The organism is Nocardia sp. NPDC024068, assembly GCF_040638875.1.
GTDB lineage: Bacteria > Actinomycetota > Actinomycetes > Mycobacteriales > Mycobacteriaceae > Nocardia.
This window is the reverse complement of the sequence record NZ_JBEZYU010000047.1, coordinates 1-26,994: the sequence shown is the minus strand read 5'-3', so window position 1 is coordinate 26,994 and position 26,994 is coordinate 1. Positions and strand designations below refer to the sequence as shown.

28 protein-coding genes are annotated in these 26,994 nt (G+C 67.0%); 15 read left to right on the top strand and 13 right to left on the bottom strand.

The genetic code is table 11. The features are described 5' to 3' along the window. Window positions 1–2: 2 nt before the first annotated feature. The 3 genes from AB0F41_RS25175 to AB0F41_RS25165 are packed head-to-tail and all read left to right on the top strand — an operon-like array spanning window position 3 to window position 4,008. Window positions 3–1,463 (top strand): dihydroorotase family protein, encoded by a 1,461-nt coding sequence (locus AB0F41_RS25175; protein ID WP_357427832.1) that lies wholly within the window; start codon window positions 3–5, stop codon window positions 1,461–1,463. Between the two features lie 11 nt (window positions 1,464–1,474). Further along, on the top strand, window positions 1,475–2,683 hold the full coding sequence (locus AB0F41_RS25170; RefSeq protein WP_357427830.1) for a CoA transferase: 1,209 nt from the start codon (window positions 1,475–1,477) through the stop codon (window positions 2,681–2,683). A gap of 32 nt (window positions 2,684–2,715) precedes the next feature. Next, entirely contained in the window at window positions 2,716–4,008 is a 1,293-nt protein-coding gene (locus AB0F41_RS25165; RefSeq protein WP_357427828.1) for an MFS transporter, read from the top strand. Window positions 4,009–4,138: 130 nt separating this feature from the next. On the opposite strand, the gene AB0F41_RS25160 is transcribed toward AB0F41_RS25165, so the two are convergent. The 3 genes from AB0F41_RS25160 to AB0F41_RS25150 all read right to left on the bottom strand — a co-directional run bounded on the left by AB0F41_RS25160 (window position 4,139) and on the right by AB0F41_RS25150 (window position 6,419). Next, window positions 4,139–4,465 carry a hypothetical protein gene (locus AB0F41_RS25160; RefSeq protein WP_357427826.1) on the bottom strand — a complete coding sequence of 109 codons (327 nt, stop codon included), beginning with the start codon at window positions 4,463–4,465 and terminating at the stop codon, window positions 4,139–4,141. Between the two features lie 250 nt (window positions 4,466–4,715). Continuing rightward, window positions 4,716–5,576 (bottom strand): haloalkane dehalogenase, encoded by an 861-nt coding sequence (locus tag AB0F41_RS25155; RefSeq protein ID WP_357427824.1) that lies wholly within the window; start codon window positions 5,574–5,576, stop codon window positions 4,716–4,718. Window positions 5,577–5,600: 24 nt separating this feature from the next. Beyond that, window positions 5,601–6,419, bottom strand: coding sequence for an NAD(P)H-binding protein (locus AB0F41_RS25150; protein ID WP_357427822.1), 819 nt, complete (start codon window positions 6,417–6,419; stop codon window positions 5,601–5,603). Between the two features lie 81 nt (window positions 6,420–6,500). Here AB0F41_RS25150 and AB0F41_RS25145 point away from each other — a divergent pair, with 81 nt between their 5' ends. Further along, entirely contained in the window at window positions 6,501–7,079 is a 579-nt protein-coding gene (locus AB0F41_RS25145) for a TetR/AcrR family transcriptional regulator (RefSeq protein WP_357427820.1), read from the top strand. Between the two features lie 112 nt (window positions 7,080–7,191). Here AB0F41_RS25145 and AB0F41_RS25140 read toward each other — a convergent pair whose 3' ends face one another. The 3 genes from AB0F41_RS25140 to AB0F41_RS25130 form a co-directional block, all read right to left on the bottom strand. Further along, window positions 7,192–7,599: a hypothetical protein gene (locus AB0F41_RS25140; protein WP_357427818.1), complete on the bottom strand. Its 408-nt coding sequence runs from the start codon at window positions 7,597–7,599 to the stop codon at window positions 7,192–7,194. 303 nt (window positions 7,600–7,902) lie between these two features. Further along, window positions 7,903–8,772: an alpha/beta hydrolase gene (locus AB0F41_RS25135; RefSeq protein ID WP_357427816.1), complete on the bottom strand. Its 870-nt coding sequence runs from the start codon at window positions 8,770–8,772 to the stop codon at window positions 7,903–7,905. Window positions 8,773–8,864: 92 nt separating this feature from the next. Beyond that, window positions 8,865–10,754 carry a S9 family peptidase gene (locus tag AB0F41_RS25130; protein WP_357427814.1) on the bottom strand — a complete coding sequence of 630 codons (1,890 nt, stop codon included), beginning with the start codon at window positions 10,752–10,754 and terminating at the stop codon, window positions 8,865–8,867. Window positions 10,755–11,000: 246 nt separating this feature from the next. Here AB0F41_RS25130 and AB0F41_RS25125 point away from each other — a divergent pair, with 246 nt between their 5' ends. Further along, on the top strand, window positions 11,001–11,948 hold the full coding sequence (locus AB0F41_RS25125) for an NAD(P)-binding domain-containing protein (protein ID WP_357427812.1): 948 nt from the start codon (window positions 11,001–11,003) through the stop codon (window positions 11,946–11,948). Here AB0F41_RS25125 and AB0F41_RS25120 read toward each other — a convergent pair. Continuing rightward, a complete protein-coding gene (locus AB0F41_RS25120; protein ID WP_357427810.1) occupies window positions 11,862–12,161 on the bottom strand; it encodes a hypothetical protein in 300 nt (99 codons plus the stop codon). The two genes, AB0F41_RS25125 and AB0F41_RS25120, sit on opposite strands and share 87 nt — an antisense overlap. Before the next feature lie 198 nt (window positions 12,162–12,359). Here AB0F41_RS25120 and ugpC point away from each other — a divergent pair, with 198 nt between their 5' ends. Further along, on the top strand, window positions 12,360–13,433 hold the full coding sequence (gene ugpC / locus AB0F41_RS25115; RefSeq protein ID WP_357427808.1) for a sn-glycerol-3-phosphate ABC transporter ATP-binding protein UgpC: 1,074 nt from the start codon (window positions 12,360–12,362) through the stop codon (window positions 13,431–13,433). A gap of 64 nt (window positions 13,434–13,497) precedes the next feature. On the opposite strand, the gene AB0F41_RS25110 is transcribed toward ugpC, so the two are convergent. After that, the gene (locus AB0F41_RS25110; RefSeq protein ID WP_357427806.1) at window positions 13,498–13,998 is read right to left on the bottom strand and encodes a helix-turn-helix domain-containing protein; all 501 of its coding nucleotides are present in this window, start codon (window positions 13,996–13,998) and stop codon (window positions 13,498–13,500) included. Between the two features lie 106 nt (window positions 13,999–14,104). On the opposite strand from AB0F41_RS25110, the gene AB0F41_RS25105 reads away from it, so the two are divergent. Beyond that, window positions 14,105–15,274: an acetyl-CoA C-acyltransferase gene (locus tag AB0F41_RS25105; RefSeq protein WP_357427804.1), complete on the top strand. Its 1,170-nt coding sequence runs from the start codon at window positions 14,105–14,107 to the stop codon at window positions 15,272–15,274. 62 nt (window positions 15,275–15,336) lie between these two features. Here the strand turns inward: AB0F41_RS25105 and AB0F41_RS25100 are convergent, their stop codons facing one another. Continuing rightward, on the bottom strand, window positions 15,337–15,873 hold the full coding sequence (locus AB0F41_RS25100; protein ID WP_357427802.1) for a hypothetical protein: 537 nt from the start codon (window positions 15,871–15,873) through the stop codon (window positions 15,337–15,339). A gap of 9 nt (window positions 15,874–15,882) precedes the next feature. After that, window positions 15,883–16,563: a hypothetical protein gene (locus AB0F41_RS25095; RefSeq protein ID WP_357427800.1), complete on the bottom strand. Its 681-nt coding sequence runs from the start codon at window positions 16,561–16,563 to the stop codon at window positions 15,883–15,885. Between the two features lie 111 nt (window positions 16,564–16,674). Here AB0F41_RS25095 and AB0F41_RS25090 point away from each other — a divergent pair, with 111 nt between their 5' ends. Next, window positions 16,675–16,908, top strand: a complete 234-nt coding sequence (locus AB0F41_RS25090; RefSeq protein ID WP_357427798.1) for a hypothetical protein — start codon at window positions 16,675–16,677, stop codon at window positions 16,906–16,908. Window positions 16,909–16,954: 46 nt separating this feature from the next. Here AB0F41_RS25090 and AB0F41_RS25085 read toward each other — a convergent pair whose 3' ends face one another. Beyond that, window positions 16,955–17,155, bottom strand: a complete 201-nt coding sequence (locus AB0F41_RS25085) for a hypothetical protein (RefSeq protein WP_357427796.1) — start codon at window positions 17,153–17,155, stop codon at window positions 16,955–16,957. Window positions 17,156–17,313: 158 nt separating this feature from the next. Between AB0F41_RS25085 and AB0F41_RS25080 the strand changes: the two genes are divergently transcribed. After that, window positions 17,314–18,291 (top strand): o-succinylbenzoate synthase, encoded by a 978-nt coding sequence (locus AB0F41_RS25080; RefSeq protein WP_357427870.1) that lies wholly within the window; start codon window positions 17,314–17,316, stop codon window positions 18,289–18,291. A gap of 20 nt (window positions 18,292–18,311) precedes the next feature. Here AB0F41_RS25080 and AB0F41_RS25075 read toward each other — a convergent pair whose 3' ends face one another. Then, complete coding sequence (locus AB0F41_RS25075; RefSeq protein ID WP_357427794.1) at window positions 18,312–18,842, bottom strand: TIGR04338 family metallohydrolase; 531 nt, start codon at window positions 18,840–18,842, stop codon at window positions 18,312–18,314. Between the two features lie 85 nt (window positions 18,843–18,927). Next, window positions 18,928–19,839: a DUF2786 domain-containing protein gene (locus AB0F41_RS25070; protein ID WP_357427793.1), complete on the bottom strand. Its 912-nt coding sequence runs from the start codon at window positions 19,837–19,839 to the stop codon at window positions 18,928–18,930. Window positions 19,840–20,068: 229 nt separating this feature from the next. On the opposite strand from AB0F41_RS25070, the gene AB0F41_RS25065 reads away from it, so the two are divergent. The 6 genes from AB0F41_RS25065 (at window position 20,069) to AB0F41_RS25040 (ending at window position 26,812) form a co-directional block, all read left to right on the top strand. Continuing rightward, the gene (locus tag AB0F41_RS25065) at window positions 20,069–21,352 is read left to right on the top strand and encodes an ABC transporter substrate-binding protein (protein WP_357427792.1); all 1,284 of its coding nucleotides are present in this window, start codon (window positions 20,069–20,071) and stop codon (window positions 21,350–21,352) included. A gap of 151 nt (window positions 21,353–21,503) precedes the next feature. Further along, window positions 21,504–22,430 (top strand): sugar ABC transporter permease, encoded by a 927-nt coding sequence (locus AB0F41_RS25060; RefSeq protein ID WP_357427868.1) that lies wholly within the window; start codon window positions 21,504–21,506, stop codon window positions 22,428–22,430. A 7-nt stretch (window positions 22,431–22,437) separates the two neighbouring features. Beyond that, a complete protein-coding gene (locus AB0F41_RS25055) occupies window positions 22,438–23,301 on the top strand; it encodes a carbohydrate ABC transporter permease (RefSeq protein WP_357427791.1) in 864 nt (287 codons plus the stop codon). Between the two features lie 65 nt (window positions 23,302–23,366). Further along, window positions 23,367–25,739, top strand: coding sequence for a transglycosylase domain-containing protein (locus AB0F41_RS25050; protein ID WP_357427790.1), 2,373 nt, complete (start codon window positions 23,367–23,369; stop codon window positions 25,737–25,739). 180 nt (window positions 25,740–25,919) lie between these two features. Beyond that, window positions 25,920–26,381 (top strand): GyrI-like domain-containing protein, encoded by a 462-nt coding sequence (locus AB0F41_RS25045; RefSeq protein WP_357427788.1) that lies wholly within the window; start codon window positions 25,920–25,922, stop codon window positions 26,379–26,381. Between the two features lie 5 nt (window positions 26,382–26,386). Next, complete coding sequence (locus AB0F41_RS25040) at window positions 26,387–26,812, top strand: GyrI-like domain-containing protein (protein WP_357427786.1); 426 nt, start codon at window positions 26,387–26,389, stop codon at window positions 26,810–26,812. Window positions 26,813–26,994 lie beyond the last annotated feature (182 nt).

Genomic DNA, 26,994 nt, shown 5'->3' with positions numbered 1-26,994 from the left:
AATTGACCACCTACCTGATCAAGAACGGCACCGTCGTCCGGACCGAGAACACGGCCCCCGAAGAGGGTGAGACCGCCGATATCCTCGTCGTGGACGGCAAGATCGCGGCCATCGGGCCCGATCTGAGCGCCGAGAACGCCGAGGTCGTCGACGCGACCGGCAAACTGGTCTTTCCCGGCGTGGTGGACGCGCATCAGCACTGGGGTATCTACAACCCGCTCGACGAGGACACGCAGACCGAATCCCGCGCCAGCGCGCAGGGCGGGGTGACCACCGCCCTGACCTATATGCGCACCGGGCAGTACTACCTCAACAAGGGCGGCCCCTACGCCGACTTCTTCCCCGAGGTGCTCGATGCCGCCGCGGGCCGCAGCTATATCGACTACGCGTTCCATCTCGCGCCGATGTCGAAGGAACATATCGGCGAGATCCCCGCGCTGGCCGCGGATCAGGGCGTGACCTCGTTCAAGATCTTCATGTTCTACGGCAGCCACGGACTGCACGGGCGCTCCACCTCGCAGAGCGATTTCCTGATGATCCCCGAGGACGAGCGCTACGACATCGCGCACTTCGAATTCGTGATGCGCGGCGTGCAGAAGGCGCGGGAGCAGTTCCCCGAACTGGCCGAGCACATCTCGCTGTCGCTGCACTGCGAGACCGCCGAGATCATGAGCGCCTACACCAAGATCGTCGAGCAGGAGGGCACCCTCAGCGGGCTGGCGGCCTACAGCGCGTCCCGGCCGCAGCACTCCGAGGGTCTGGCGGTGACCATCGCCTCCTTCCTCGCCGACGAGACCGGGCTGCCGAATATCAACCTCCTGCACCTGAGTTCGGCCAAGGCACTCAAGGCCGCCATGAAGATGGCCGAGGCGTTCCCGCATGTGAACTTCCGGCGCGAGGTCACCATCGGCCACCTGCTCACCGATATCGACAACGCGAACGGGCTGGGCGCCAAGGTCAATCCGCCCATCCGTCCGCGCGAGGACGTCGAGGCGCTGTGGGAGCATCTGCTGGCCGGCAATATCGACTGGGTGGTCTCCGACCACGCCTGCTGCAAGGACGAAGTGAAGTTCGGCGAGGACCGCGACGATGTGTTCGCCGCCAAGTCCGGTTTCGGCGGCACCGAATACCTGCTGCCCGGCCTGGTCACCGAGGGCCGCAAGCGCGGACTGTCGCTGCGGCGTATCGCCCAGCTGATCGCGACCAACCCGGCCGACCGCTACGGCCTGCCCGGTAAGGGCCGGCTGGCCGAAGGCGTCGACGCCGATATCGCGATCGTGGACCCGGACCGCGCCTGGACCGTGCGCGCCGCCGATTCCGAATCCACGCAGGAGTACACGCCGTTCGAGGGCTTCGAGCTGACCGCCGCGGTCACCGACACCTTCGTGCGCGGTAACCGGGTGCTGGCCGACGGCGTCGTCACCGGCGAGCCCGCGGGCCGTTACATCTCGCGTCCGTACTGAGGAGTTCGTAGTTGAAGGACGAGTCACAGCCCACTGGACCGCTACACGGCATCAAGGTTCTCGACGCCTCCACCATCCTGGCCGGACCGCTCACCGCGCAGATCCTGGGTGATTTCGGCGCCGAGGTCATCAAGATCGAGCATCCGCAGAAACCGGACGGGATGCGCGGGCACGGTCTCGAGAAGGACGGCATTCCGCTGTGGTGGAAGATGGTCAGCCGTAACAAGCAGACCCTCACCCTGAACCTGGGCACCCCCGACGGGCAGGCGATCTTCCGGGATCTGGCCGCGGAAGCCGATGTGATCGTGGAGAACTTCCGGCCGGGCACGTTCGAACGCTGGGGCCTGTCCTACGCCGAACTCGCCGCCCGCAATCCGGGCCTGATCATGTTGCGTGTCACCGGGTTCGGCCAGCACGGTCCGTACTCGAAACGGCCCGCGTTCGGCACCCTGGTCGAATCGATGAGCGGGTTCGCCCATCTCACCGGGCAGCCCGACGGGCCGCCCACCCTGCCCGCCTTCGGGCTCGCCGATTCCATCGCCGGGGTGGCCGGTTCGTCGGCGATCTCGATGGCACTGTTCGAGCGGGAACGCAACGGCGGTACCGGCCAGGAGGTCGACCTCGACCTGCTCACCCCGATCATGACCGCCGTCGGCCCCGGGGTGATCTACGCCGACCAGCTCGGGATAGACCAGCAGCGCACCGGTAACCGGTCGCAGAACAATGCCCCGCGCAACCTGTACCGCACCAAGGACGACCACTGGGTCGCGATCTCCACCAGCGCCCAGGCCATCGCCGAACGCGTTATGCATATCGTCGGGCATCCCGAGGTGGTCGACGAGGAATGGTTCGCCAGCGGCCGCACCCGCGCCGAGCACGCCGATCTCCTCGACGACTATGTGGGCGGCTGGATCGCCGAACGCACCCGCGACGAGGTCACCAGCGTTTTCGAAGAAGCCGGCGCCGCCGTGGCGCCGGTCTACCGGCCGAGCGATCTGCTCACCGATCCGCAGGTCGTCGCCACCGACATGGTCACCACTGTCGACGACGACGATCTCGGCCCCATGCGCATGCAGAACGTCATGTGGCGCATGACCCGATCCCCCGGTGCGATCCGTCACACCGGTAGACCCGCCGGTGCCGATACCGACAAGGTCCTCACCCGCCTCGGGCGCAGCCCCGAGGACATCGACGACCTGCGGGCCCGCGGGGTCATCTGACCCCGCGACTTGTTTCCTCCGAGGAGTACCCTATGAAATCGCGTTGGTGGACAATCGCCATCATTCTGGGCCTGGTGGTGGTGAATTATGTCGATCGCAGTGCCATCTCGTTCGCGGCCACGGATCTGAAGGCCGAATTCGGGATCACTCCCGGTCAGTACGGCATCATCAGTTCCGCGTTCTCGATCGGCTACATGCTGTTCGCGCTGCTCTCCGGCCCGCTGGTCGACAGGTACGGTTCGCGCAAGGTCCTCATCGCCGGCATGTTCGTATGGGCCGCGGCCACCGCGCTGACCCCGTTCGCGGGCGGGTTCATCGGTCTGATCCTGCTGCGTATCGTCCTCGGAGCCGGTGAGGCACCCTGCTTCCCGGCGGCGACCCGCGTCGCCAGCCGCTGGCTGCCCGTACACGAACGCGGTAAGGCGCTCGCCCTCATCGGCGGTGTGGCGGTATCGGGCAGCCTGCTGATCGGCGGCCCCATCCTCACCCAGCTGATCGCGCTGACCGGCTGGAAGGGCATGTTCTGGGTGCTCGCGGTCGCGGGAATCGTCTGGGTCGTGGTGGCCTATCCGTTCCTGAAGAACTCCCCGAGCGAGGCATCCTTCGTCTCGAAGGAAGAACTGGACTACATCAAGGCCGGGCAGGCCGAGGGTGAGGACAGCGGCCACGAATCGACGGTCGACTGGGGCGAGATCCTGCGCAACCGCAACCTGTGGCTCGTCGGCCTGGGCTATTTCGCCTGGGGTTTCATGTTCTGGGCGTTCATGTACTGGCTGCCGCAGTACCTGGAACACGAATTCGGGTTGTCCATCAAGGAGGTCGGCGGATTCTCGGTGGCGCCGTGGGCGGCCGGTGTGGTCGGCGCGCTGCTCGGCGGCGTCCTGGTCGACCGGGTGTACAAGAAGACCCAGAGCATTCGCTCGCGGTTCGTCATCATCGGCGTGGCACTGCTGCTCGCGGGCGCCTCGATCATCCCGATCCTGTTCGTCCCCGGCAACCTCACGGTCGCGCTGATCTGCATCTCGGCCGGTGTCGGCTTCGGCTTCATCACCGGCGGTATCTGGTGGGTCGCCTCGATCGACGCCGCCCCGACCCAGCCCGGTACGGCAGCCGGTTTCGCGGACGCCTGCTTCGCACTGTCCGGCATCATCGCCCCCTCGGTGATGGGCTTCATCGTGGCCGAGACCGGCACCTACAACGGCGGATTCATCGTTATGACGGTCCTGTGCCTGATCGGCGCGGCCGCCATGTTGTTCTTCACGAAGGAACCGGAACGCACCCCGACCGGACCGGAGCCGGAAGGCGAACTCGCCCCCGCGAAATAGCAGCCGGGCACACGCGCCGCGTAACCGATGAGGGTTACGCGGCGCGTTCGTCATGAGGTATATACGCTCGGCGGCCGGGATGGATCCGATATCTACGAGCTATTCCGGAAGCGGAATACCAGGCCGGACATCAGAACGGGAATCGAAACGGCGGCAACGCACGAATTATGCCCATTATCGGGGCGCAGAACAGGCCGGTAGGAGGCGCGCCCTTACTCTCGCTGCACACCAACTGGCCGGTCTTGTCGAAGTATTGGGTGCTGTACACCTCGCCGTTCAGGTAGAATTTCCAGGTCAACCCATCCGGGTCCGGTACGTACTTGCATTCGGCGGGCGAGTTACCCGTGCACGGCCCTTCGACACCCCAGGGACCGGCCGGATACGCGTTGGCCGCCGGCGCCAGCGCGAGCGTTGCCAGCGCCCCGGCGGCCAACGCGGTCGAAATCCGAATGGTCACCGGAATTTTTTTCTTTCGATTACACCCTTTACTCACGGCGCCAGACCATAGCACAACTGCACTTCGCCCGAGAGGCCGGAATTGTTTTAAACGCAGGCATTTTCGATTTTCACCGGATAAACTTTCGGCCCGATATTTCCCATTTGTCGATTAAGCCGCAGTGATAGCGGGGATCGTGGAGCGCACCACGGGAGGCTGCCGGTCGGCGGCGCACCCTGGGGGTGAGCCCTGCGCCCGAAGCCGCGAGGGATCAGCGCAGATCGTGGCAGTCCGCCCACGCGGAGACGGCGGCGGCGATCTCGACGGGACGGTCCTCCGGAGTGTGGTGCCCCGCCGGCAGGTCGTGGCGCGCGACCTCCAGCGCGGCGATATTGTCCGTACACCAGGCGAGCAGGTCCGGGCCCATCATCACACCGGGCCCGGGCGCGAATTCGATCAGCAATTTCGGAATATCGTCACTTTTCGCGAGCCACCGGCCGTAGTTCTCGACGCGGACCACCACATCGGCGGGCTCACCGCCCAGCGGCATGGCGCGCGGCCAGCGCAGCAGCGGCAGGCGGGACTCCCGGGTCGGGTAGGGCCGCAGGTATTCCGCCAGATCGGCCGGGTCGAGCGCGGCGGCCACCGTGCCGGGAAGCCCCTCGGCGATCATGAGGTTGTCGTCGAGGATCATCGATTCGCCCACGCCCTCGGTTTTGAGGGCCCGGAACAGTTCCCGTCCGCCTTCGGGAAACTCCTCCCAGGTCATCGGTTTGACGATGGTCTCGGTGAAGGCGATACCGCGGACCCGGCCGGGATGGCGGGCCGCGTGATCGAAGGCGAGCGCGCCGCCCCAGTCGTGGCCGACCAGGACGACGTCGTCGAGACCGAGCGCGTCGAACCAGGCGTCGAGATATCGGACGTGGTCATCGAAGGTGTAGTCGATATCGGGTTTGCCCGAATCACCCATACCGATGAGGTCGGGGGCGAGCAACCGGCCCGCGCCGACGGCCGGTAGGACATTGCGCCACAGGTGCGATGAGGTGGGGTTTCCGTGCAGGAACACGATCGGCGTGCCCGACCCCTGCTCGCGGTGGGTGATCGTCGAATCGAGTACCGAAGTGACCGGCATGGGAATCTCCTGTTGGTTCGGGGGTCAGCGGAAGGCGTGGGCGTTACGGGTCGCCCAGTCCGCGAACGGGCGTGGGGCGCGGCCCAGGACCCGCTCGACGTCGGGGCTCACCCGGTGCTCGGCGGGCAGCGGGTCGCCGAGGATGGAAAGGGTGCCTTCCACCACGGGTTCGGGCATGAAGGTGAGCATCTGCGCGCGGGCCTGTTCGGGGGTCTGCTCGAGGAAACGCACGGCCTCGCCGAGCGCCGTGCCCAGCGCCGCGGCGCGCTCGCGCGGGGTGGTCGGGACGGGGCCGGTCAGCTCGTAGACGGCCTCGGCGTGGCCGGGCCGGGTCAGTGCCGCGGCGGCGACCTCGGCGATATCGGCCGGATCGACCGTGGGTAGGCCGGTATCGGCGAACGGGGCGGCTACCAGCCGTTCGGTCCGGATGGATTCGGCCCAGGCGAGCGCGTTGGAATTCAGCCCGCCGCAGCGCAGCACGGTCCATTCGAGGCCCGATCCGCGCAGCACCGCCTCGAAGGAGACGGGGTGGCGGTACGCGTCGGGGCGGGTCGCGACGCCGAGGGAGGAGATCAGCACGACCCGCTGGACGCCGCCCGCTTTCGCGGCGTCCAGGATGCCCTGCGGGTCGTCGCCGGCCACGAGCAGGAAAAGCGCTTCGGCACCGTCGAAGGCCGGACGCAGGCTCTGGGCGTCGGACAGGTCGGCGCGCGTATGCCCGATCCCGGCGGGCAGGTCGGCCGGTTCGCCGCGGGAGATGGCACGCACCCGCGCACCCGATTCGGCGAGGATGCGGACCACTTCGCGGCCGATGTTCCCGGTGGCTCCGGTTACTGCGATCATGAGATCTCCAAGTGAGTCAGTCAACTAACTAAGCGAGAGGACCGTAGCACCGCAACCGGGACTCCGTCTATAGTTAGTCAGGTGACTGACTCATCCGCTGGAACGCGATCACGCGGCAAGCGCGAGCGGCTGGCCGCCGCCGCGGCCACGGTTCTGCACGAACAGGGGGTCGAGAAAACCACCCTCGCCGATATCGCACGGGTGGCCGAGGTCCCCGTGGGGAACGTGTACTACTACTTCAAGACCAAGAACGAGCTGGTCGAAGCCGCCATCGAAACCCATACGCGTAGCCTGTCGGATCTGATCGAAGCACTCGACCGGCTACCGGAACCCGCCGAGCGGTTGAAAGCACTGATCGCCGGCTGGGTCGAACAGCGCGATACCGCGGTCCGGTTCGGCTGCCCCACCGGCACTCTCGCCACCGAACTGGACAAACGCGGTGACGGACTCGACGCGACCGTCGCCGACCTCATGCGCACGCTCATCGATTGGGCCGAAGCCCAATTCGCCGACATGGGCCGCACCGATGCCCGCGAATCCGCGGTCGCCCTGATAGCCGCCTACCAGGGCATCTCGGTTCTGACCAATACGCTGCGCGATCCGGAACTGATGGCGGCCGAGGGCCGCCGGCTGGAACGCTGGATCGATTCGATGGCCTGAATCGGCGCGACCGATCGTCCGCACCCGATAGGGCGCGAACACAGCGAGTGCGGTATCGGCCGATACCGCCGATACCGCACTCACATCGGGAGATCCGGACGGATCCTTCCACTCACGCCGCGTCGAGAGCCGCGGTGATCTTGCGGGTCATCTCGGCGAGCACCGGGCTCGGCGCGCCCTTACCGGGCCGGGTGGCCGCGTCGAGGGCGACCAGGACCGTGCTGCGGAAGTTGTCCGCCTCGGCCGAATCCTGCGCCTTCAGCAGGTTCATGGCCGCGGTCAGGGCCGGCAGCACCTGGTCGGCGAGTTCGGCGACGGTCCTGCCCTTCAGCTCGATGTCCTTGGATTTCGCGGCGAGCACATGCCCGATCGGGCCGGTCGCCGCCCCGAGGGCGATGGAACCCTGGGTGGCGGCCTTATGCGGTGAACCGGTCGCGTCGGCGGCCGACATCAGCGAGACGGCACCGTAAGCGGCGGTGCGAACGGTGGCTTTGTCCTGGTCGGTCAGGGTGATGGACATGGTGTGCTCCTCGGAATCAGTGGTGGTGCGAAGGGGGCGAGCGGCCGTGAATTCCGGGTCGATTCCCGGAATCTCCGATCGCTCAGAGCGGGTCGCCGTGTTCGAGAGGCTCCCTGTGTCGCTCATATGAGTACTGTCGCGGGCACGCCTGATACCGGGCTGACAGCGATCTGATACCCCCGCTGATACGAAATTCGCCCTGATCACAGGCAAATCGAGGGCGGTGCCGCGTAACCGGTCAAGGTCGCGCGGCAGCGACTGTCGTACTCCGGCGCCGATACGACCACCACCGAGACCGAGGGCTCAGTCGTCCAGAATCTGATGCAGGGCGGCGGCGAAAGCGTCCGGTTCGCCGTACTGGCCGTACTCGCCGCCCAGGAAACCGGTGTGATCGCCGGGCAGGACCACCTGCTCCAACCCCGCCGCGACCGCGAACGCCTCCGCGCCGCGCGCGGCGAACTGCTGTCCCGACCCCGCGCCGGTGGCGATCACCACGCGGGTGGCCGCGCCGCCCAGGGCGTCGAGGTCGTGGACGTAGGGGGTGCAGGTCCGCATGTTCAGTCCCAGGAGCGCACTGGTGCGGGAACCGTCGTCCTCGGCGGGCAGCCCGAACGCGGCCGGGTCCGGCGCCGGGGCGTCCAGGTAGGTGGGCGGCAGCGGGCCTTCGGCGGAAACCAGGGCGATGAACTTCGCCATGGCCGGGCCCTCACCGTGCGCCTGGTAGGTGTCGGCGATATCGGCGACCACGGATTCCACGATCTCGCGATCCGGGGAGAACTGCGCCGTCGGCGGTTCGTGCGCAACCAGGGTCCGCACCTTCGGGCGGTGACCGGCTATCCAGGCCAGGGCGTTCACCGCCCCGCCGCTGGTGGCGAAGATATCCACCGGACCCACCCCGGCATCGTCGAGCACCGCCTGCAGGTCGGCGGCGTGCCGGGCGGGGTCACCGGCCGCGAGCGGATCGTCCTGCGGACTGCGGCCGGTGCCGCGGGGGTCGTAGGTCAGCACCGTCCGATCGGTGAAATGGCCGATCAGGGTGCCGAACGCCGCCGCCTCCATCGGCGAGCCGAAGACCAGCAGCGGCGGGTGCGCACTCGCCGTGGCCGCCGGGTGCACGTCATAGGTCACGGTGGCACCGGGCACGGACAGGGTGCGGGTATCGGTGACGGTCATCGGCGAATCTCCTCCGTATCGGGAACCCCGCACTACAGACGACACCACCGGGCCGAACTCATCGGCGCACCACGCCGCACGATCGCCGGAGATCAGGCGGTGTCCTCCCGCCCGCCCAGATGCCGGGCGAGGAACCGCTCCACCGCGTGGAACATATCGATCCGGTTCTCCGGGTTCACGAACCCGTGCCCCTCGTCGTCCTTGACCATGTATTCGACCTCCACACCGCGACCCCGTAGCGCCGCCACGAGATTGTCGGATTCGGCGCGGACGACCCGGGCATCGTTGGCGCCCTGCACCACCAGCAGCGGGGTCCGGATCCGGTCGGCGTAGGTGATCGGCGAGCGCGCGAGCATATCGGCTTCCTGCTCGGGATCATCGGGATCGCCGACGAACAGATGCCAGTTGTTGGCCAGATGCGGTTTCGAGAACGGCGGAATGGTGCGCAGGAAATTCGCCAGATTCGAGATACCCACGTAGTCGATGGCGGCGGCGAACACATCGGGGGTGAAGGTGACACCCACCAGCGACGCGTAACCACCGTAGGAGCCGCCGAATATCGCGACCCGCTCACGATCGGCGTAACCGCGGTCCACCGCCCACTCCACGGCGTCGATCACATCGTCGTGCATCGCGCCGGCGAACTCCTTGATCGCGGCCTGCACGAACGCCTTCCCGAATCCGGTCGAACCACGAAAGTTGACCTGCAGCACCGCGTAACCGCGGTTGGCGAGAAACTGGGCCGGCGGGTCGAACTCCCAGCTGTCCCGGAACCACGGCCCGCCGTGCAGTAGCACCACCAGCGGCAGGTTCCGCGGCGGGATCCCGGCGGGCAGCGTCAGATAGGACGGGAGGGTCAGCCCGTCACGCGCCGGGATCGACACCGGTGTCATCGGCGCCAGCGCTTCGGGGTCCAGATGCGGGTACGGGCGGTACAGCAGCCGGCTCGCGCCGGTGGAATGGTCGTAGTGGTAGGCGAGTTGGGGGTCGCGGTCGTGGACGAAGGTGACGATCCAGTGCCGTCCGGAATCGTCGCAGGAGATATCACCGAGATCGCCGTCGGAGAGTTTCTCCAGATTCGCCAGGATCTCCGCGAAACGCTCGTCGAGCGCGTGGATCGTCTGGCGGTCGCCGAGGTAGCGCACTCCGAGCAATGCGCCGGTGCCCGGATCGAGGATCAGCGGTGAGTACAGCGCGGGGTTCACCGCGGACCGGGTGTCCAGGTCGAACGTCGGGTGACTGTCCACCTCCGTCTCCGCGCCGGTGCGCAGATCCAGACGCACCAACCGCGTCCGGTCGGTGCCGGTATTGGATCCGATCCACGCACCGGTCCCGTCCGGTGTGAGCACGACCGGCAGCACGCCCATCGGATAGTCGGCTCCCGCGAAAAGCGCGATACGGCCCGGCGCACCCGCCTCCGGGTCCCAGCGCGAGAGCTCCAGATCGCCGTCGGCGGTCAGCCCGTAGCAGAAGATCTCCCCGTCGTGACCGCACATCCAATAGGCGACCGACCCGGGATTCTCGGCGAGCACGGTGAGTTCGCCGGTGGCGATATCGATCTCGCACAGATCGAACATGTCCACTCTCCGCTGGTTCAGATGCACCCGGGCCTTCCCGGGCAGGCGGACGGGCAGATCGATTTGCAGCACCGTCGCCCCGGCGAACGGTGTCAGATCGACCGCGGCGGCAGGGTTGTCCGGATCCACCCGGTACAGATGCCATTTCTCGTCCCCGGCACCGTCCTGGATATAGAGCAGCCACCGCGAATCGGCGGTCCAGCGGTAACTCTGCACGCTGCGGTTCTCGTCGGCGGTCACACAGCGCGGCTCGGCCTCCGAACCGAGGTCCTGGACCCAGACATTCAACCGGTTCCGCCACGGCGCGAGGTAGGCGATCCGGGTGCCGTCCGGCGATATCGACGGCGCCGTGCGCACCGGTTCGATGAAGAACTCCTCGACCGAGATGAATTCGGGCAACGCCATGATCGATCCTTCCGGTGGGTGCGTAGGTCGGAACCCAGCACACCCCCGGCCGTCGCGGCATGGTCAACCTCGCGGGAACGTGACTCACACCACACCACCGCCGGCCCCGGCGCCTGCCACCTGGTTCCTTACCCGCAGGTCGGGTACGGAAGGAAAAAGTGCGTACTCGCCCGCACTGCCGCGCCGTCCGATACTCGGCTGCACGGTGGAGCGGAGGTCTCCACACGAACCCAGAGCGGAGTCGCAGTGACCGACCAGAAGCACATACCGGTGACCGTGCTCGGTACGGGTTCGATGGGGCGGGCGCTGGCCGGAGCGTTCCTCGCCGCGGGGCATCGGACCACGGTGTGGAACCGCACCCCGGAACGCGCCGCACCCCTGGTGCTCGCAGGTGCGGACCTACAGCCCGATATCGGGGACGCCGTGGCGGCGGCCGGGCTGATCATCGTGGCGACCACCACCCTCGACGCCGCCCGGGAAAGCCTGGCCGACGCGGCGAGCGCGCTACGCGGACGCACTCTCGTCACGCTGAGCAGCGCAATCCCCTCCAGCGCGCGGGAATTCGCGCAGTGGGCCACCGCCCACGGAGCCCGGGTCCTCGGCGGCGCGATCAAGAACGTGCCGGCGGCGGTGGGAAAGCGGGACACGCTGCTGTACTTCGGCGGCGAGCGCGCGGTGTTCGACGAATTCGCGGACACACTTCGCGTGCTCGGCGGCGATATCGTCCACCTCGGGCCGGAGCCGGATCTGGCCGGCCTCTACGAATCCGCCGTCGGCGCGACGCTGCTGCCCACGCTGCTGGGCTTCCTCGAGGGTGCGGCGCTGCTGTCCGCGCGCGGCATCCCGGCGGGCTCGATGGTTCCTTATTCGGCGAAATGGCTGAAGATGATTGCCTCGCTGCTCCCGGTCATGGCCGAGGAGATCGACAGCGGCGACTACAGCCTGCTCGGGTCCTCGGTCGGGCTGTTCCACAGCAGCATCGGCGACGACGAGCGGCTCGCGCGGGAATCGGGCGTCGAAATGTCCTGGCATGCCCCGATGCACGACCTCCTGCGGCGGGCCGTGGCCGAGGGCCGGGGCGAGCAGAGCGTCACCGCGCTGTTCGAACTACTCGCCGCGCGCGTACCGGACGGCGGCGACGATCTCGTCGAGTTCCCCCGCCCGGCCCGGGTCACCGCCGAGCGCCTCGGATAGTTCGAGCACCGAATCCTCGACCGTGCGGCGCCGGGCCAGGGCGACCAGTTCGGCGCGCAGATAATCGGCCGGCGGCTGCCCCGCGGCGGCGGCCCGGCGGGTGAACACCTCCCACACGGCGGCGGGCAGTTCGCACGCGCCCTCCGGGAAGGACGGATCAGCGGTGCCGCGCGACTCCGGCCGGCCCGGTCGTTCGGCCCGCAGGAACTCCACCACCGAATCCAGCGGGTGGCGCCGCCGGGCCGAATGGGTGGACAGCCGGGGTGTTCGCTGGCACGATAACGCTCCGAAAAGGACAGACCATGCGGAGCCCGAGAACACCAGCGGTAGCCTCTGACGCCATGACCACGCACATGTTGCGAATTCGCTCCACTTCGCGTGTTCCAACCGGTGAAGGGAAGTGAACAAGCCGTGGCCACGGTGACCTTCGATCGCGCCACCCGGCAGTATCCGGGGGCCAAAACGCCCGCCGTCGATCAATTGCAGCTCCAGATAGCCGATGGTGAATTCTTGGTGCTGGTCGGCCCTTCCGGCTGCGGAAAATCCACCTCGCTGCGGATGCTGGCGGGCCTCGAGGAAGTGTCCGGCGGCCGCATCCTGATCGGTGACCGCGATGTCACGCATTCCGATCCCAAGGATCGCGATATCGCGATGGTCTTCCAGAATTACGCGCTGTACCCGCATATGACCGTCGCCGAGAACATGGGCTTCGCGCTCAAACTGGCGAAGGTCGGTAAGGACGAGAAGCAGCGGCGGGTGCTCGAGGCGGCCCGGCTGCTCGACCTGGAACCGCTGCTGGACCGGCTGCCCAAGGCGCTGTCCGGCGGCCAGCGCCAGCGGGTCGCGATGGGGCGGGCGATCGTGCGCGATCCGCAGGTCTTCCTCATGGACGAACCGCTGTCCAACCTGGACGCGAAACTCCGCGTGCAGACCCGCACCCAGATCGCGCAGTTGCAGCGCCGGCTGTCGACCACCACCGTGTATGTCACCCATGACCAGGTCGAGGCGATGACCATGGGCGACCGGGTGGCCGTGATGCGCGACGGCCTGCTGCAGCAGTGCGCCTCCCCGCGCGACCTCTACCGCGAACCGGCCAATGTGTTCGTCGCCGGGTTCATGGGTTCGCCGGCGATGAACCTGTTCACGCTGCCGGTGGCCGACGGGGCGGTCCGGATCGGCGGGTATTCGCTACCGCTGCCGCGCTCGGTGGCCGACGAGGCGGGCGCCTCGGTGACCGTCGGTATCCGCCCGGAACACCTCGAGGCCGGCGACTCCGGTATCGAGATCGAGGTGGATGTGGTGGAGGAACTCGGTTCCGATGCCTTCATCTACGGCCGCCCGGCCGAGGCCACCCAGGGTGCGGACACGATCGTGGCCCGCAGCGACTGGCGCAATCCGCCGGCCAAGGGTAGCCGGGTGCACCTGATCCCGGGCTCGGACCACGTCTATTTCTTCGGCGCCGACGACGGCCGCCGACTGAACTGATCAGCCACTGAACTGATCGGACACCGGTTCCGGCTTCGGCCGCCGTACGCGGCCGAAGCGCCTGTTACGAACGACTGCGCCGGTTCGCGCGCCACCGCTCGTTGAGCCGTACGCCCAGTTCGTCCACACCGATCTCACGACCGGACGCACTGCGCACCTGAACCCGCACCGGGTCGCCGGTGGCCGCTTCCACCAGGTCCAGGGGCGCCGGTCCCGGCTGCATATGGGCGTTTCCCCACTGCATGAGCGCGAGCACCACCGGGAGCAGATCGCGCCCTTTGGGTGTGAGCACGTATTCGTGCCGGGTGCGTTTGCCTTCCTCGCGATAGGGCTGTTTGGTGAACAGCCCGGCCTCGGTCAATTTGCGCAGCTGCCCGGCGACGGCGGCGTCGGTGATGCCCAGCCGGGAGGCGAACCCGTCGAAGCGGGTGGTCCCGTAGTAGGCCTCGCGCAGGATCAGGATCGCCGAACGGGTGCCGACCACGTTCAATGCCATGGCGATCGAGCAATGGTCGGGTTTCCACGAGTTCAGATCGGCCAGCGGGCCTTCCATCACGGCTGCCATCCGTCCATCATAGCCACCCTGACTTGCCCCTACTCACGCCAGGGGTTACTCTGGCTTTAGTTGACTTTAGCCAGAGTGGAGAGCTCTGGCGACGGAAGGACTCAACATGCGAGACGCGGTGATCGTCGATGCGGTACGGACCCCGATCGGGCGCGGCAAGCCCACCGGAGCCCTGCATTCGGTCCATCCGGTGGACCTCATGGCGCACAGCCTGCGCGCGCTGGTCGAACGCACCGGAATCGACCCCGCGCTGATCGACGATGTGATCGGCGGAGTCGTCAGCCAGGTCGGCGAACAGGGGGTGAACATGACCCGCCGCGCCGCCCTGGCCGCGGGCTTCCCGGAATCGGTCCCGGCGACCACGGTCGACCGGCAGTGCGGCAGCAGCCAGCAGGCGGTGCATTTCGCGGCGCAGGGCGTCATCGCGGGCGCCTACGACATGGTCGTGGCCACCGGTGTCGAATCCATGAGCCGGGTGCCGATGGGTGCGAGCGCGCGCGGCGCCGCCGATATCTCCGGGGTGGGCTTCGCCGAACGGTATCCGGACGGTCTGGTCGCTCAGGGGATCAGCGCCGAACTCATCGCCGCGAAATGGGGGATCTCCCGCACCGAACTGGACGAATTCGCGCTCGCCAGTCACGAGAAGGCGGCCCGTGCCACCAAGAACGGCCAGTTCGCCGCCGAACTCGCCCCACTCGCCGGTCTCGACACCGACGAAGGGATCCGCACCGGCTCCACCCTCGACACCCTCGCCGGCCTGCGCCCCGCGTACTACGACGAGGCGACGGCCGCACGGTTCCCGCAGATCGGCTGGAACATCACCGCCGCCACGGCCAGCCAGATCAGCGACGGCAGCGCTGCGGTCCTGATCACCACCAGCGAAAAGGCCCGCGAACTGGGCCTGCGGCCGCTGGCCCGGCTGCACAGTTTCGCGGTGGCCGGCGACGACCCGCTGCTGATGCTCACCGCCGTCATCCCCGCCACCCGCAAAGTGCTGGACCGGGCCGGGCTGACCATCGGCGATATCGACCTGATCGAGATCAACGAGGCATTCGCCTCGGTGGTCGCGGCCTGGGAACACGACACCGGCGCCGACCCGGAACGGGTGAACGTCAACGGCGGCGCGATCGCCCTCGGGCATCCTCTCGGCGCTTCCGGGGCCCGGCTGATGACCACCCTCGTCCACGCCATGCGGGACCGGGGCGCCCGCTACGGACTACAGACGATGTGCGAGGCAGGCGGGCTCGCCAACGCCACCATCCTCGAACGACTCTGATCCCCGCGCTCACCGTTGCCCGGTCCTGATTACCCAGGGCCGGGCAACGGCCGCACCGAAAGCTATTCCGCAGGGGACATTTGGCCGCGATTCGGCACGAGGACGGCATGGCGCTGCACGACGGGCGACTTCCTGCTGATGCGGAAGTCCTTCTCAGAACCTTTGTACCACAGGACCTGCACGGGCTTTTCTCCATCCATAAAGAGGAGTACTCCTTCTGAAGAGTCATCCGTCCCGACATCGCGACCGATAAAACCTTCCCAGCAGGTCGGAGCCGCGCCTGCCCACTTATTCAGTTCGTCGGCGGTTGTATTATCGGGAACGTCGATCACACGGTCCCAGTTTCCCTGCCATCCCGCAACCGCCGCGATGGCATCGAGAGTGGTCGGCTCAGTTCCCGAAGCCGCCCGATCCGCCTCGTTATTGAAGGGTTCCGCGGGCCCCAGTACTTCTCGAGTGCCCCAGAGATCGAACGTGGGACCGACACATTCCGGCTCTTCTTTCGGGTTCGTACCGAGCGCTTCACGAACCAATGAGCAGCCACTCGTCAGAATTGCGAAACATGCAACGACGACGACGAAAACATTCTTTACTCTCATTTACTTTCCCTAGTTTTTCCTGGGGAGCGGTACATCTACACCCGGCGCCTGATCGGTGTCCAGTTCATTTACCTGATCACTCCATGTGATAACAGGAGACCCCGCCGGGTCTCCAGGAGGTATCGCAAGGACAATCGCGTTTCCTTGATCTATTTCATTCTTGATGAGCTGCTGCAACTCCTCGGGCGAGGCATCGGGGTTCGCGGCGCCTATCTCCCGCCCGAGCTGGTTGTTGAACAAGTCCATGGCTTCACGATTCGGCGGGTTACCGCCACTCTTCTCGTGAGCCGTGCCATATATTTCGGTCCAGTCGGGCCCGAATCGTTGCGCCATCAACGCGTTCCAGTACGCGTGGCGAAACGCGTCGCCGTGACCATCGTCGACAGAGTCCGGGTAGTTCTCCTCCGCGGCTTCCGTCGCCTGATCCGCCATCCCGAACTGCTCGACCACACCGGCGAAGTCCTTCCGTGCGAGGAGAATCGACATGGCTGCAATCTCCTCGGTGGTGAGCTGTTTCGGCTGCAAATCGGGCATGATTTGCTGGAGCGCCTCGAGCTGCCACCCGGTAGGCCAGAGCTGAAGGTCTCCACCCGAGGAGTCGGTCTGGTAGTCCTCGAGGATCTTTGCGAGTTCTGGGTCGGCGGGTTTCGCAACGAGGGCGGTTTTGCGGCGACCCCGAACGGGAAGCATTCCGTTGCTATCTCCCAGTTGGACTTCCGCGAGTCGACAGTACCGTCGTCGTTGACGTAGAGATCCCATCGAGATGAATCGACCTCGGACTTGGTGTCCCGGATGGTATCGATGTCGGCAGTGATCGTATCGGCCAGACCGGTGGCCAGCTTCGCCATTTCCTCGAGCACATCGGCGGTGGTGAAAGCCTCATTACGGTCGGTGGTCGCCCGGTCGCGGGCGGCGTTCCCGGCCTGGCTGTCGAAAAAATCCCGTGAGCTGTCGATTTTCTTCGACGCCGAGTCTGCTTCACGGTCGAGAGTTTGCGAGCTCTCCGTTATTTTCGCGGCGGCATTCGATACATGATAGGTGTGCCATCCGAGCACCTGCGTAATTGTCAGCGGATCCCGGCTCATCGTGGTCCCATCTCCTCCAGACTCTTACCGGCGCCGTCGATCCCGGCGGCGAAATTCTGGTCGGCGGCTTCGAATTCCGCCGCCTGCCGATCGAGTTCATCGGCGAACCAGGTCTGCCTGCCCGCGTGATACTGCACCACCCTGTCCATGGCCTCGAGCGATTCTTCGATCTTGACCGCGAGATCGGAGTTCGTCATCTCGGCTCGCGCGGCATCGCGGCTCGTCCCATGGCGGAGCTCCGCACGGCTCCGGGAGCGCAGGCGGGCCGGTGTGACCGCAGTGTCCGGAGCAACCGCCTCGGCCGGTCTCCGAACAGCGGATTCCATACACAACTAACGTGGGGCCGGTGACCGAACTGCCCGAGCTCGACGCGATCACTGTCTACGCGATTCCGCTGCGGTCGAAATTCCGGGGGATCACCGTGCGCGAGGGTGTCGTGGTACGTGGACCGCGGGGTTGGGGTGAGTTCTGCCCGTTCCCCGAATACGACGACCGTGAAGCCGCACACTGGCTGGCGACCACCATCGAACAGGTAGGCGTGGGCTGGCCGGAACCGGTCCGGGACCGGGTACCGGTCAACTGCACCGTGCCGGCGGTGCCGCCGGAGCAAGCGCATGCCCTCGTCGCCGGTTCCGGTTGCCGGACAGCGAAGGTCAAGGTGGCCGACCATCCCGGCGCCCTGCCCGAGGATCTGGCGCGCGTGGACGCAGTGCGGGCGGCGCTGGGGCCGGGAGGTGCGATCCGCGTGGACGCGAACGCGGTGTGGGATGTGGATACCGCGATCCGCAACATTCGCGAATTGGACCGCGCGGCCGGCGGCCTGGAATATGTGGAGCAGCCATGCCGCACGCTCGAAGAACTCGCGCAGGTGCGCCGAAAGGTCGAGGTACCGATCGCCGCCGACGAATCCATTCGCCGCGCGGAGGACCCGTTGAGAGTCGCGGTCGCGGGCGCCGCGGATATCGCGGTGATCAAATGCACCCCGCTCGGCGGGGTGCGGCGGGCGCTGGAAGTGGCCGACGCAGCCGGACTGCCGTGCGTGATCTCTTCGGCACTGGAGACCAGCATCGGGCTGTCCGCGCAGCTTGCCCTGGCAGGTGCGCTCCCGGAACTGGACCATGCCTGCGGACTGGGCACGGTGACACTGTTCCAAGGCGACCTGGTGACGGATTCCCTGCGGCCGGTGGACGGCTATCTCCCCGTCCCGCGCACCCCTCCGCAACCAGACCCGGACCTCCTGGAGAAGTTCCGGCACCCCGACCCCGAACGGACCGCCTGGTGGACCGAACGATTCACGCGGGTTTGGAAGGTACTGGTCCGTGAGAGAGGCTGAATGTGCCCTCACGACTCAGTTCACCCGACCCGCGCCCCACAGTCGTGCAATGTAATGCGCAGCAGGAACGCGGCTTCCGGGCTCAGGACGCCCTCCACCAATTCCACATACCGACCGCAGAATTCCGGCCCGTGCGCAGCGACAGTTTCCGGGCGAGGTTCGAGATGGTGCGCGAGTTCGTGTAGCAGCACCAGTTCCCGCAGGGCCCACGGCGAACCCTCGTGAGGAGAACGTTTTCCGTGTACCGGCACTGCCAGTACACCCGACCCGGGTTCGTAGTGCGCGGCCGCGGCACCCGCGCGGGCGCGCACCCGGATCGGCACGTCGGCTCGTTGCCAGTTCACCGCGACCCAATTCAAGGTCAGGACGCGGTCGCAGTACTTCTGCACCGATTCCACCGAGGCGAATTTCCGTTCCACCGGCAGGGTCAGGCGCGAACCGTGGACCTCGACCGTCCGGTGCCCGAATTCGGCGGCCCGGTCGAATACCGCCCGCACCAATTGTTCGGCGTCATACACCCGGCTGCGCTGCGAGTCCCGTATCGCACTCACCACGCATGTCTCTCGACCACTGCGGCACCGGCAGGGTCCGAGTATCCAGAGCTTTCGTTCCGGAACGGAAGCGGATGACCGTCGCTCACCCGGACCCTGCCCAACCGGGCTCTGTCGTGCGGCACAGCTGACCTCCGGAGCTCTCGAGCCGCCCACGCGCCGCATCCAATTCCGGCGTTGAGCCCAGTCTGGCCGCCCGACCCGCGCGGTCTCCGGCCTGCCGGGCATCCGGCGCGTACCCGGTGGAAGTGTCCGGCCCGCGCCAAGTGCCTCGAGCTTCCGAGCTCCGGCTGTAGAAATCGGCCAACTCGAGCTCTTTGCCGCGTAACGCGAGCGCGGCCCCGGCCGCCTGTTCCTCCGAAACCGGATCGGCGGCGTGCGCGTCCCGAGTGGTGGCAGCCCGTTCGATCTCTCCCTTGGCCTCGGCCAACCGCGCCCCGACCCGGGCCGCGAACGCCATCTGGAAGTTGAGCCTGGCGGTCACTCCGGCCACCGGGACCCGGACCAACCGGCGGACCCGTCGCCCGCGGCGGCGTTCGACGACGATCTTCTCCATGGTGGACGACCGGTGGGCACCGGACTTTATGTAGCGATCCGACGCCTGCACCATCTGTACCAGCAGGCTCGAGTACAGGGCCTCGCATACATCGATATCGGCGGCGAACCCGTAGGCATACACCTGCGTGGAGGTGCGGGCCACATCGCAGCGCACATCGTTTGCGTCGGCGATGACGACGAACAACTGCACATATGTACGCAAACCTTTGCGGCCGGGTTCGCCGATAGGGACCACCCGCTGGATCGGCGTGCCGGATTTCTCCTTGCCCACGGTGTGCGCGCGTGCCACCGCCAGGTCGATCGAGGACCGGGTCGCCAAACGCTGGGCAGCCGCCATGAACGCCTCGGCCTCATGCTCGTTGTCGGTGGATTCGGCTTGGCGCAGGAGCCCGCCGATTCGAGTGAGCAGACGATCGGTAACTACGTTCGCGGTGGACATCGCGGACCAGCCTAATGGGCGGAACCGGGCCGAACGCCTCCGCGATCCGCCTCGGCGGAAGCGAACACCACCCATGCTCACCTGTGATTACGTCCGTCGCCGACGCCCCCGCACGCCCACCGTGCCGGTGCGCGGGGTCCACTTCCATCCGGGAGTGCCCCGCATGCGCCGCCCACACCATGTATGTTGCCTTGTGCTGCCGCTCACGTATCGACCCTGGAGTTCCGCGATGGCTTTCAAGAAGGCGCCGTCTCTACGTGCCGCGCTCGTGCTATGGCCGATCGCGCTGCTGACCGCGACCTTTGCCACCGCGTGCAACACCGCCGACACCGAGGAACAGCTCGGTATGAACCAGGACGGGCGCGGCCCGATCACCTACGTCGAGGGTAAGGACACCACCGAGACCGGCGCGGTCAAACAGGTCATCGATCGCTGGAACGCCACCCACCCGGACGAGCAGGTCACCTACAAGGAACAGTCCAACGACGCCTCGGCGCAGTACGACGACCTGGTCGAGCATATGCGCGCGAAATCCGCCGACTACGACGTGGTGGCCATGGACGTGCCGTGGACCGCCGAGTTCGCCGCCAAGGGCTGGATCCAGCCGCTGGAGGGCCAGTTCGCCATCGACACCTCCCCGCTGCTGTCGCCCCCGGTCGCCAGCGCCACCTACAACGGCACCCTCTACGCCGCACCCCGCAACACCAACGGTGGTCTGCTCTTCTACCGCAAGGACCTGGTGCCCAACGCTCCCCGGACCTGGGCGGAGATGCGGGCGGCCTGCCCGGTGGCCCGGGAACAGCAGATCGGCTGCTACGCGGGTCAGTTCGCGCCGTACGAGGGTCTGACCGTGAATACCGCCGAGGTGATCAACGCGTTCGGTGGCACCTTCGTCGGCACCGACGGCCGCACCCCGACGGTGAACAGCCCCCAGTCGCGCGCCGGACTCGAACAACTGGTGGACGCGTACCGGGTGGGCGATATCCCGCGCGAGGCCGTCACCTTCCAGGAGCCCGAAAGCGGCGCCGCCTTCAACCAGGGCAAACTCATGTTCCTGCGCAGCTGGCCCTCCACCTACGGCGACGCCTCCTCGGAATCGTCGACGGTGAAGGACAAATTCGGCGTGGCACCGCTGCCCGGCGACACCGGTATCGGCGCCTCGACCCTCGGCGGCTACAACGCCGCGATCAGCGCGTACTCCGAGAACAAGGCCACCGCGCTGGATTTCCTGAAGTACCTGATCAGCGAGGAAGCGCAGCACCTCATCGCCTCCGGCGCACTGCCGTCGGTGCGGGCCTCGATCTACGACGATCCGGCACTCATCGCGAAGATGCCGTACCTGCCCGCCTTGAAGGATTCCATCGCCAGCGCGGTGCCCCGACCGGTCACCCCGTTCTATCCGGCGGTGTCCAAAGCCATTCAGGACAACGCATATGCTGCCCTGACCGGAACCAAGTCCGTGAACGACGCGATCATCGGGATGCAGAAGGGCATCGAGACAGCCGGATCGTAGATGTGGTTCAACCGGACCCGGCGAGCCCGTAGGAGAGAGAACGGTGTCGGATCCTTCCGGAACGGACGCGCAGGCGTCGGTCCGTACAGAAAAGCCCGCGAACGCGAAACGTGACAGCGGGACGTCCCCCTCACTGCTCGACGAGTTCCGCATGTCCGGCAGGGCATGGATGTTCGTCGCGCCGGTACTCGGGGCACTCGCGGTGGTCATCGGTTACCCGGTGCTGCGGGCGCTGTGGATGTCGTTCCACTACGACGATCAGCTCGATCCCGTCACCGGCCGCTTCGTCGACAACGGTGAGAGCACCTTCTACAACTACCTGCACTGGCTGGTCGGCCAGTGCCAGGTGATCACCGGCGGCACCACCGAATGCCCGACCGGCAACCTCGGCGCCGAGTTCTGGAGCGCGGTCGGCGTCACCCTGTTCTTCGCGGTGGTGACGGTGACGCTGGAGGTCGCGATCGGGCTCGGTATGGCGATCGTCATGGGTAAGACCTTCCGCGGCCGGGCGCTGCTGCGAGCGGCGGTGCTGATCCCGTGGGCGATCCCGACCGCGGTGACCGCACGACTCTGGGAATTCATGTTCCAGTACGACGGTGTGGTCAACAATCTGTTCGGCACCGAGATTCTGTGGACGTCGGACACCTGGCCGGCCCGTTTCGCGGTGATCGCCGCCGATGTGTGGAAAACCGCCCCGTTCGTGGCGCTGCTGCTGCTGGCCGGCCTGCAGGTCATCTCCAACGATGTGTACGAGGCGGCGCGGGTCGACGGGGCCTCGGCCTGGCAGCGGTTCACCCAGATCACCCTGCCGCTGCTGAAGCCGGCGCTGCTGGTCGCGGTGCTGTTCCGCACCATGGACGCGCTGCGCATGTACGACCTGCCCGCCATCATGACCGATGATCTTCCGGCCACCCGGACGCTGTCGGTGCTGGTGGTCGAACAGACCAGGCAGGGTCCCAACAGCGCGGCCGCGCTCTCGACGATCACCTTCCTGTTGATCTTCGCGGCGGCCTTCCTACTCGTGAAGATATTGGGCGCGAACGCGGTGCGGACGCAGGAAGAACAGCGGAAGGCGTGAGGGCCGCGTGACTACACAGCAGAACAGAACCCCGTCGTTGCTGCGCCGTCTCGGCTCGGCCCGGATCTATGTGGGCGCGCTGATCGTGCTCCTGTGGGGCCTGGCCCCGTTCTATTGGATGGCGGTGACCGCGTTCCGCGATCCCGCCTACACCTTCGACACCACGCCGTGGCCGACCCACGTCACCCTGGACAACTTCCGCGATGTCTTCGACACCAGCCGCGGTAACGATTTCGGCAAGGCTCTGCTCAACAGCGTGATCATCGGCACCGCCACTACGGCGATCGCCCTGATCATCGGCGTCATGGCCGCCTACGCGCTGGCCCGGCTCGCTTTCAAGGGCCGCTATGTGGTGGCCGGTCTCATCCTGGGCGCGTCGATGTTCCCGGTGGTGGTCCTGGTGACGCCGCTGTTCCAGCTGTTCACCGAGATCGGCTGGATCGGCGAGTACCAGGCGCTGATCCTGCCGAACATCTCCTTCGTCCTGCCGCTGACCGTGTACACCCTGTCCTCGTTCTTCACCGAGCTGCCGTGGGAACTGGAAGAGGCGGCGCGCATCGACGGCGCCACCCGTATGCAGGCGTTCCGGCTGGTGATGCTGCCGCTGGCGGCGCCCGCGGTGTTCACCACCGCCATCCTGGCCTTCATCGCCGCCATCAACGAATACTTGCTGGCTCGTGTCCTTTCCGGTAGCGAAACGGAACCGGTTACGGTGGCCATCGCGCGTTTCTCCGGGAACAATCCCCTGGTAGAGCCGTACGCGGCGATTATGGCGGCCGGAACGCTGGTAACCGTGCCGCTGGTAATTCTGGTACTGCTGTTCCAGCGGCGAATCATCTCCGGCCTCACGGCAGGCGGGGTCAAGAGCTGATCACTGGGTATCCTGGGAGCCGGCGGTGGTGGTGCGCCTGAGTTTTTCCGACGCTCCGGAAGGAGATGATCGTGAGCAGCTCGTCCCGTTCGCAGCGTGGCCGCAACACCCCCGACCCACCCCAGTACTCGTCACTCGCCGGATGGAACCAGCTGGACGCCGGCGTGCGTACCCGACCGCCCCGCCCGCCGGAGTACCCCCGCCCCCGGCGCACCCGCGGTCAGCGGATCCGGCATCTGATCCTGTGGCTGTTCATCATCCTGGTGGCCATCCCGGCGCTGCTGGTAGCGCTGGTGTACTGGAGTTCGGAAATTCCGGCGGCCGGTACCGTCCCGGTGAACCAGACCGCGACCATCACCGCCTCCGACGGCAGCACGGTCCTGGCAAAGGTCGTGCCCCCGGAGGGCAACCGCACCCCCGTCCCGCTGTCGAAGGTGCCCGGCCACGTCCGTGACGCGGTGCTCTCCGCCGAGGACCGCAACTTCTACACCAACCCCGGTTTCTCGACCGCCGGCCTGCTGCGCGCCGCCCGGGACAACGCCCTGGGTCATCCCAACGCCGGCGGCGGGTCCACCATCACCCAGCAGTACGTGAAGAACGCCTTCCTCGGCACCGAACGCACGGTGAGCCGGAAGATGCACGAACTCATCATCTCCTCGAAGATGGCGCGGGAATGGGACAAGGACGATATCCTCGCCGCCTACCTCAACACCATCTACTTCGGCCGCGGCGCCTACGGGATCGAGGCCGCCGCCCAGGTCTACTTCGGTAAAACCGTTTCCGACCTGACGGTGGCCGAGGGTGCGGTCCTGGCCGCGCTGATCCGCACCCCCTCCGGTCTCGACCCGCAGAACCAGCTCCCCCAGCTGTTGCAGCGCTGGAACTACGTCCTCAACGGCATGGTCGAGATGAAGGCCCTCGCTCCCGGCGACCGTGACGCGGTGGTCTTCCCGCCCACCAACCCACCACCGGCGCCGGAAGACGCCCGCAGTACGCGCGGGCCGGAAGGCCATATCAAGGCCCAGGTCCTGCGGGAACTGTCCGCCGCGGGGATCTCCGAGCAGGAACTCGACACCGGCGCCCTGCAGATCACCACCACCATCGACGCCCGCGCCCAGCAGGCCGCACAGGCCGCCGCGGGCGACTCCCTCGACGGCCAGCCGCCGGAGCTGCGGACCGCCGCGGTGTCGATCGACCCGCGTTCGGGCGCGGTCCGGGCCTATTACGGCGGCGCCGACGGGATCGGGTTCGATTTCGCGCAGGCGCCCGTGCAGACCGGATCGGCCTTCAAAACGTTCGCGGTTCTGGCCGCGATCCAGCAGGGGATTCCGATGTCCCAGACCTACGACAGCGCGCCGGTGGACGTCAACGGCGTGACCGTACGCAATGTCGAGAACGAATCCTGCGGCGTGTGCTCGCTGTCCGAGGCGTTCAAACGGTCGCTCAACACCAGCTTCTACCGGCTCACACTCGCGATGGGCAACGGTCCCCAGGCGATCGCCGACGCCGCGCACCAGGCCGGGATACCGAAGGAGATCCCCGGAGTGCAGGGCGAGTCGCTCACCGAGATGGGCGCACCGCCGATGCCGTCCATCGTGCTCGGCACCTACCTGGTGCGGCCGATGGATATGGCCTCCGCCTACGCCACCATCGCCGGCGAGGGCCGCTACCACCAGCCGTATTTCGTACAGCGGGTGGTCCGCGGGGACGGCACCGTACTACTGGACCGCGGCGGTGCTCCGGAGCAGCGCACCGGCGCGCAGCCGCCCCCGGCCGAACAGCGGATACCGCCGGATGTGGCGGCCCGGGCAGCCGCGGCCATGCTGCCGATCGCCGATTACTCCAACGGTCACGGACTCAGCGGACGCCCCTCGGCCGCCAAGACCGGCACCACCCAGCTCGGCGATACCGGCCAGAACAAAGACGCCTGGATGGTCGGTTTCACCCCGTCCCTGTCGACCGCGGTCTGGGTCGGCACCGAGGCCAACCTGCCGATCACGACCGCGGGTGGCGGGCGGATCTACGGTTCCGGTATGCCGTCCGATATCTGGAAACGGACCATGGACGGCGCCCTGGTCGATACCCCCTCCGAACAGATCGGCGTACCCCCGCCGGCCGGTCCGATCATCCCGGCCGCTCCCGCGCCGCAGCCGTCGGGCAACGCCGGCGGCAACGGCAACCGCAATCCGTACGACATCCTCAACCCACCGCCGGCGCCGGAACCCGAACAGGCGCCGCCACCGCAGCAGCCGTTCATCGTCATCCCGCCGGCTTCGGAACCCTACATTCCCGAGCCCGAACCCGAACCCCAGTACGAGAACGACTACAACCCGCAGCCCGCGCCCGCCCCGGAGGTCGCGCCGCCCCCGCCGCCACCACCGCCACCGCCCCCGCGAGTGGTGGAGATCCTGCCCGGTGTGACGATCCCCGTACCGTGATCTACGGATTTCCGCTCGTGATCCCACCGAGGGAACGGTCGACGTGGCAGCATCGTTGGCCAGAGTGAGTATGTCGCCCATCCGACCGACCGGCACCGGGCCGACGCTCGTGCCGGGACGGGCGTGCGGGAGGATATGCGCTGGAGCGACGACGGATGACGAGACATAGGGGCTACGCCGGTGGAATTCAATGTCGTTGACCGCCCGGAAACGCTGGTGGCGGGAATGGTGCTTCGGAGCCCGGCCCTCGCCGTGGAGGGTCCACGCCGAACCAAGGTGGAAGAAGCCTGGAAACGGAACCTGGCCCGGTCCTTACCCGGGCCGCCGGCCAGCGCGTTCGTCGATCACGCCCCGGAGATCAACTCGTACCTGACCCATATCATCGGCTACCGCTGCCGCAGCCTCGATGATCTACAATCCGGTGACGTCCTCGCCCGCATCCCCGCCGGCCGCTACGCCCGCTTCACGCTCAGCGGCGACGATCTCGGTGAAACGATCGTGACCCTCTGGCGGGCCATCTGGGATGCCGAAGCCTCCGGCCGGCTGGTGCGTTCCTACACCGGTGATCACGAGCGCTATCCGGATGAGCAGACAGTCGAGGTGTTCGTGGCGATTACAGAAGACGATTCGGCGGGCAGGTAGGAACAGTGGATTTCGAGATTGTCACCCTGGACGAAAGTATGGTCGCCGGGCTCACCATCCCGCTGGCCGGCCGCGAAGTAACCGCACGCGACCTGGATCTCGTCAACTTCACCTGGGACCGCTACCTGAGCCGGGAGAAGGACGTCCCCAGAGTCGCCGCCTACATCGGGCAGGACGATCACGCGGTCGCCGTCCTCGGCTACGAGATCGGCGCCCTCGACCAAGTGGACCCCGGCGACGTCCTCACCCGCGTCCCCACCGGCCGCTACGCCAAATTCGTGGTCACCGAAAAACCCTACGACCTACTCCGCACCGCCTGGGCAAGGGTCCGAGAAGCCGAAAAAGCGGGAACCATAACCCGTTCCCACACAGCCGAACTGGAACGCTACATAGGCCCCACCTCAGTAGAGGTCTACGTCTCCCTCGACTGAAAACCCCTGACCCCCACCCCTACCCCTACGGCGCAACCACCCCGGCCCATCCGCATGGGCTCATCCCGCCGAGAGCCCACCTCCTCGGTGCCGAGTTCAGCGAGGCCCACAAAGGGTTCGGCCCGCGTCGCCTGTCAGCCCTCGAAGCGCATGTGGCGAAGCCACGAGTCTCGAGGGCTGAC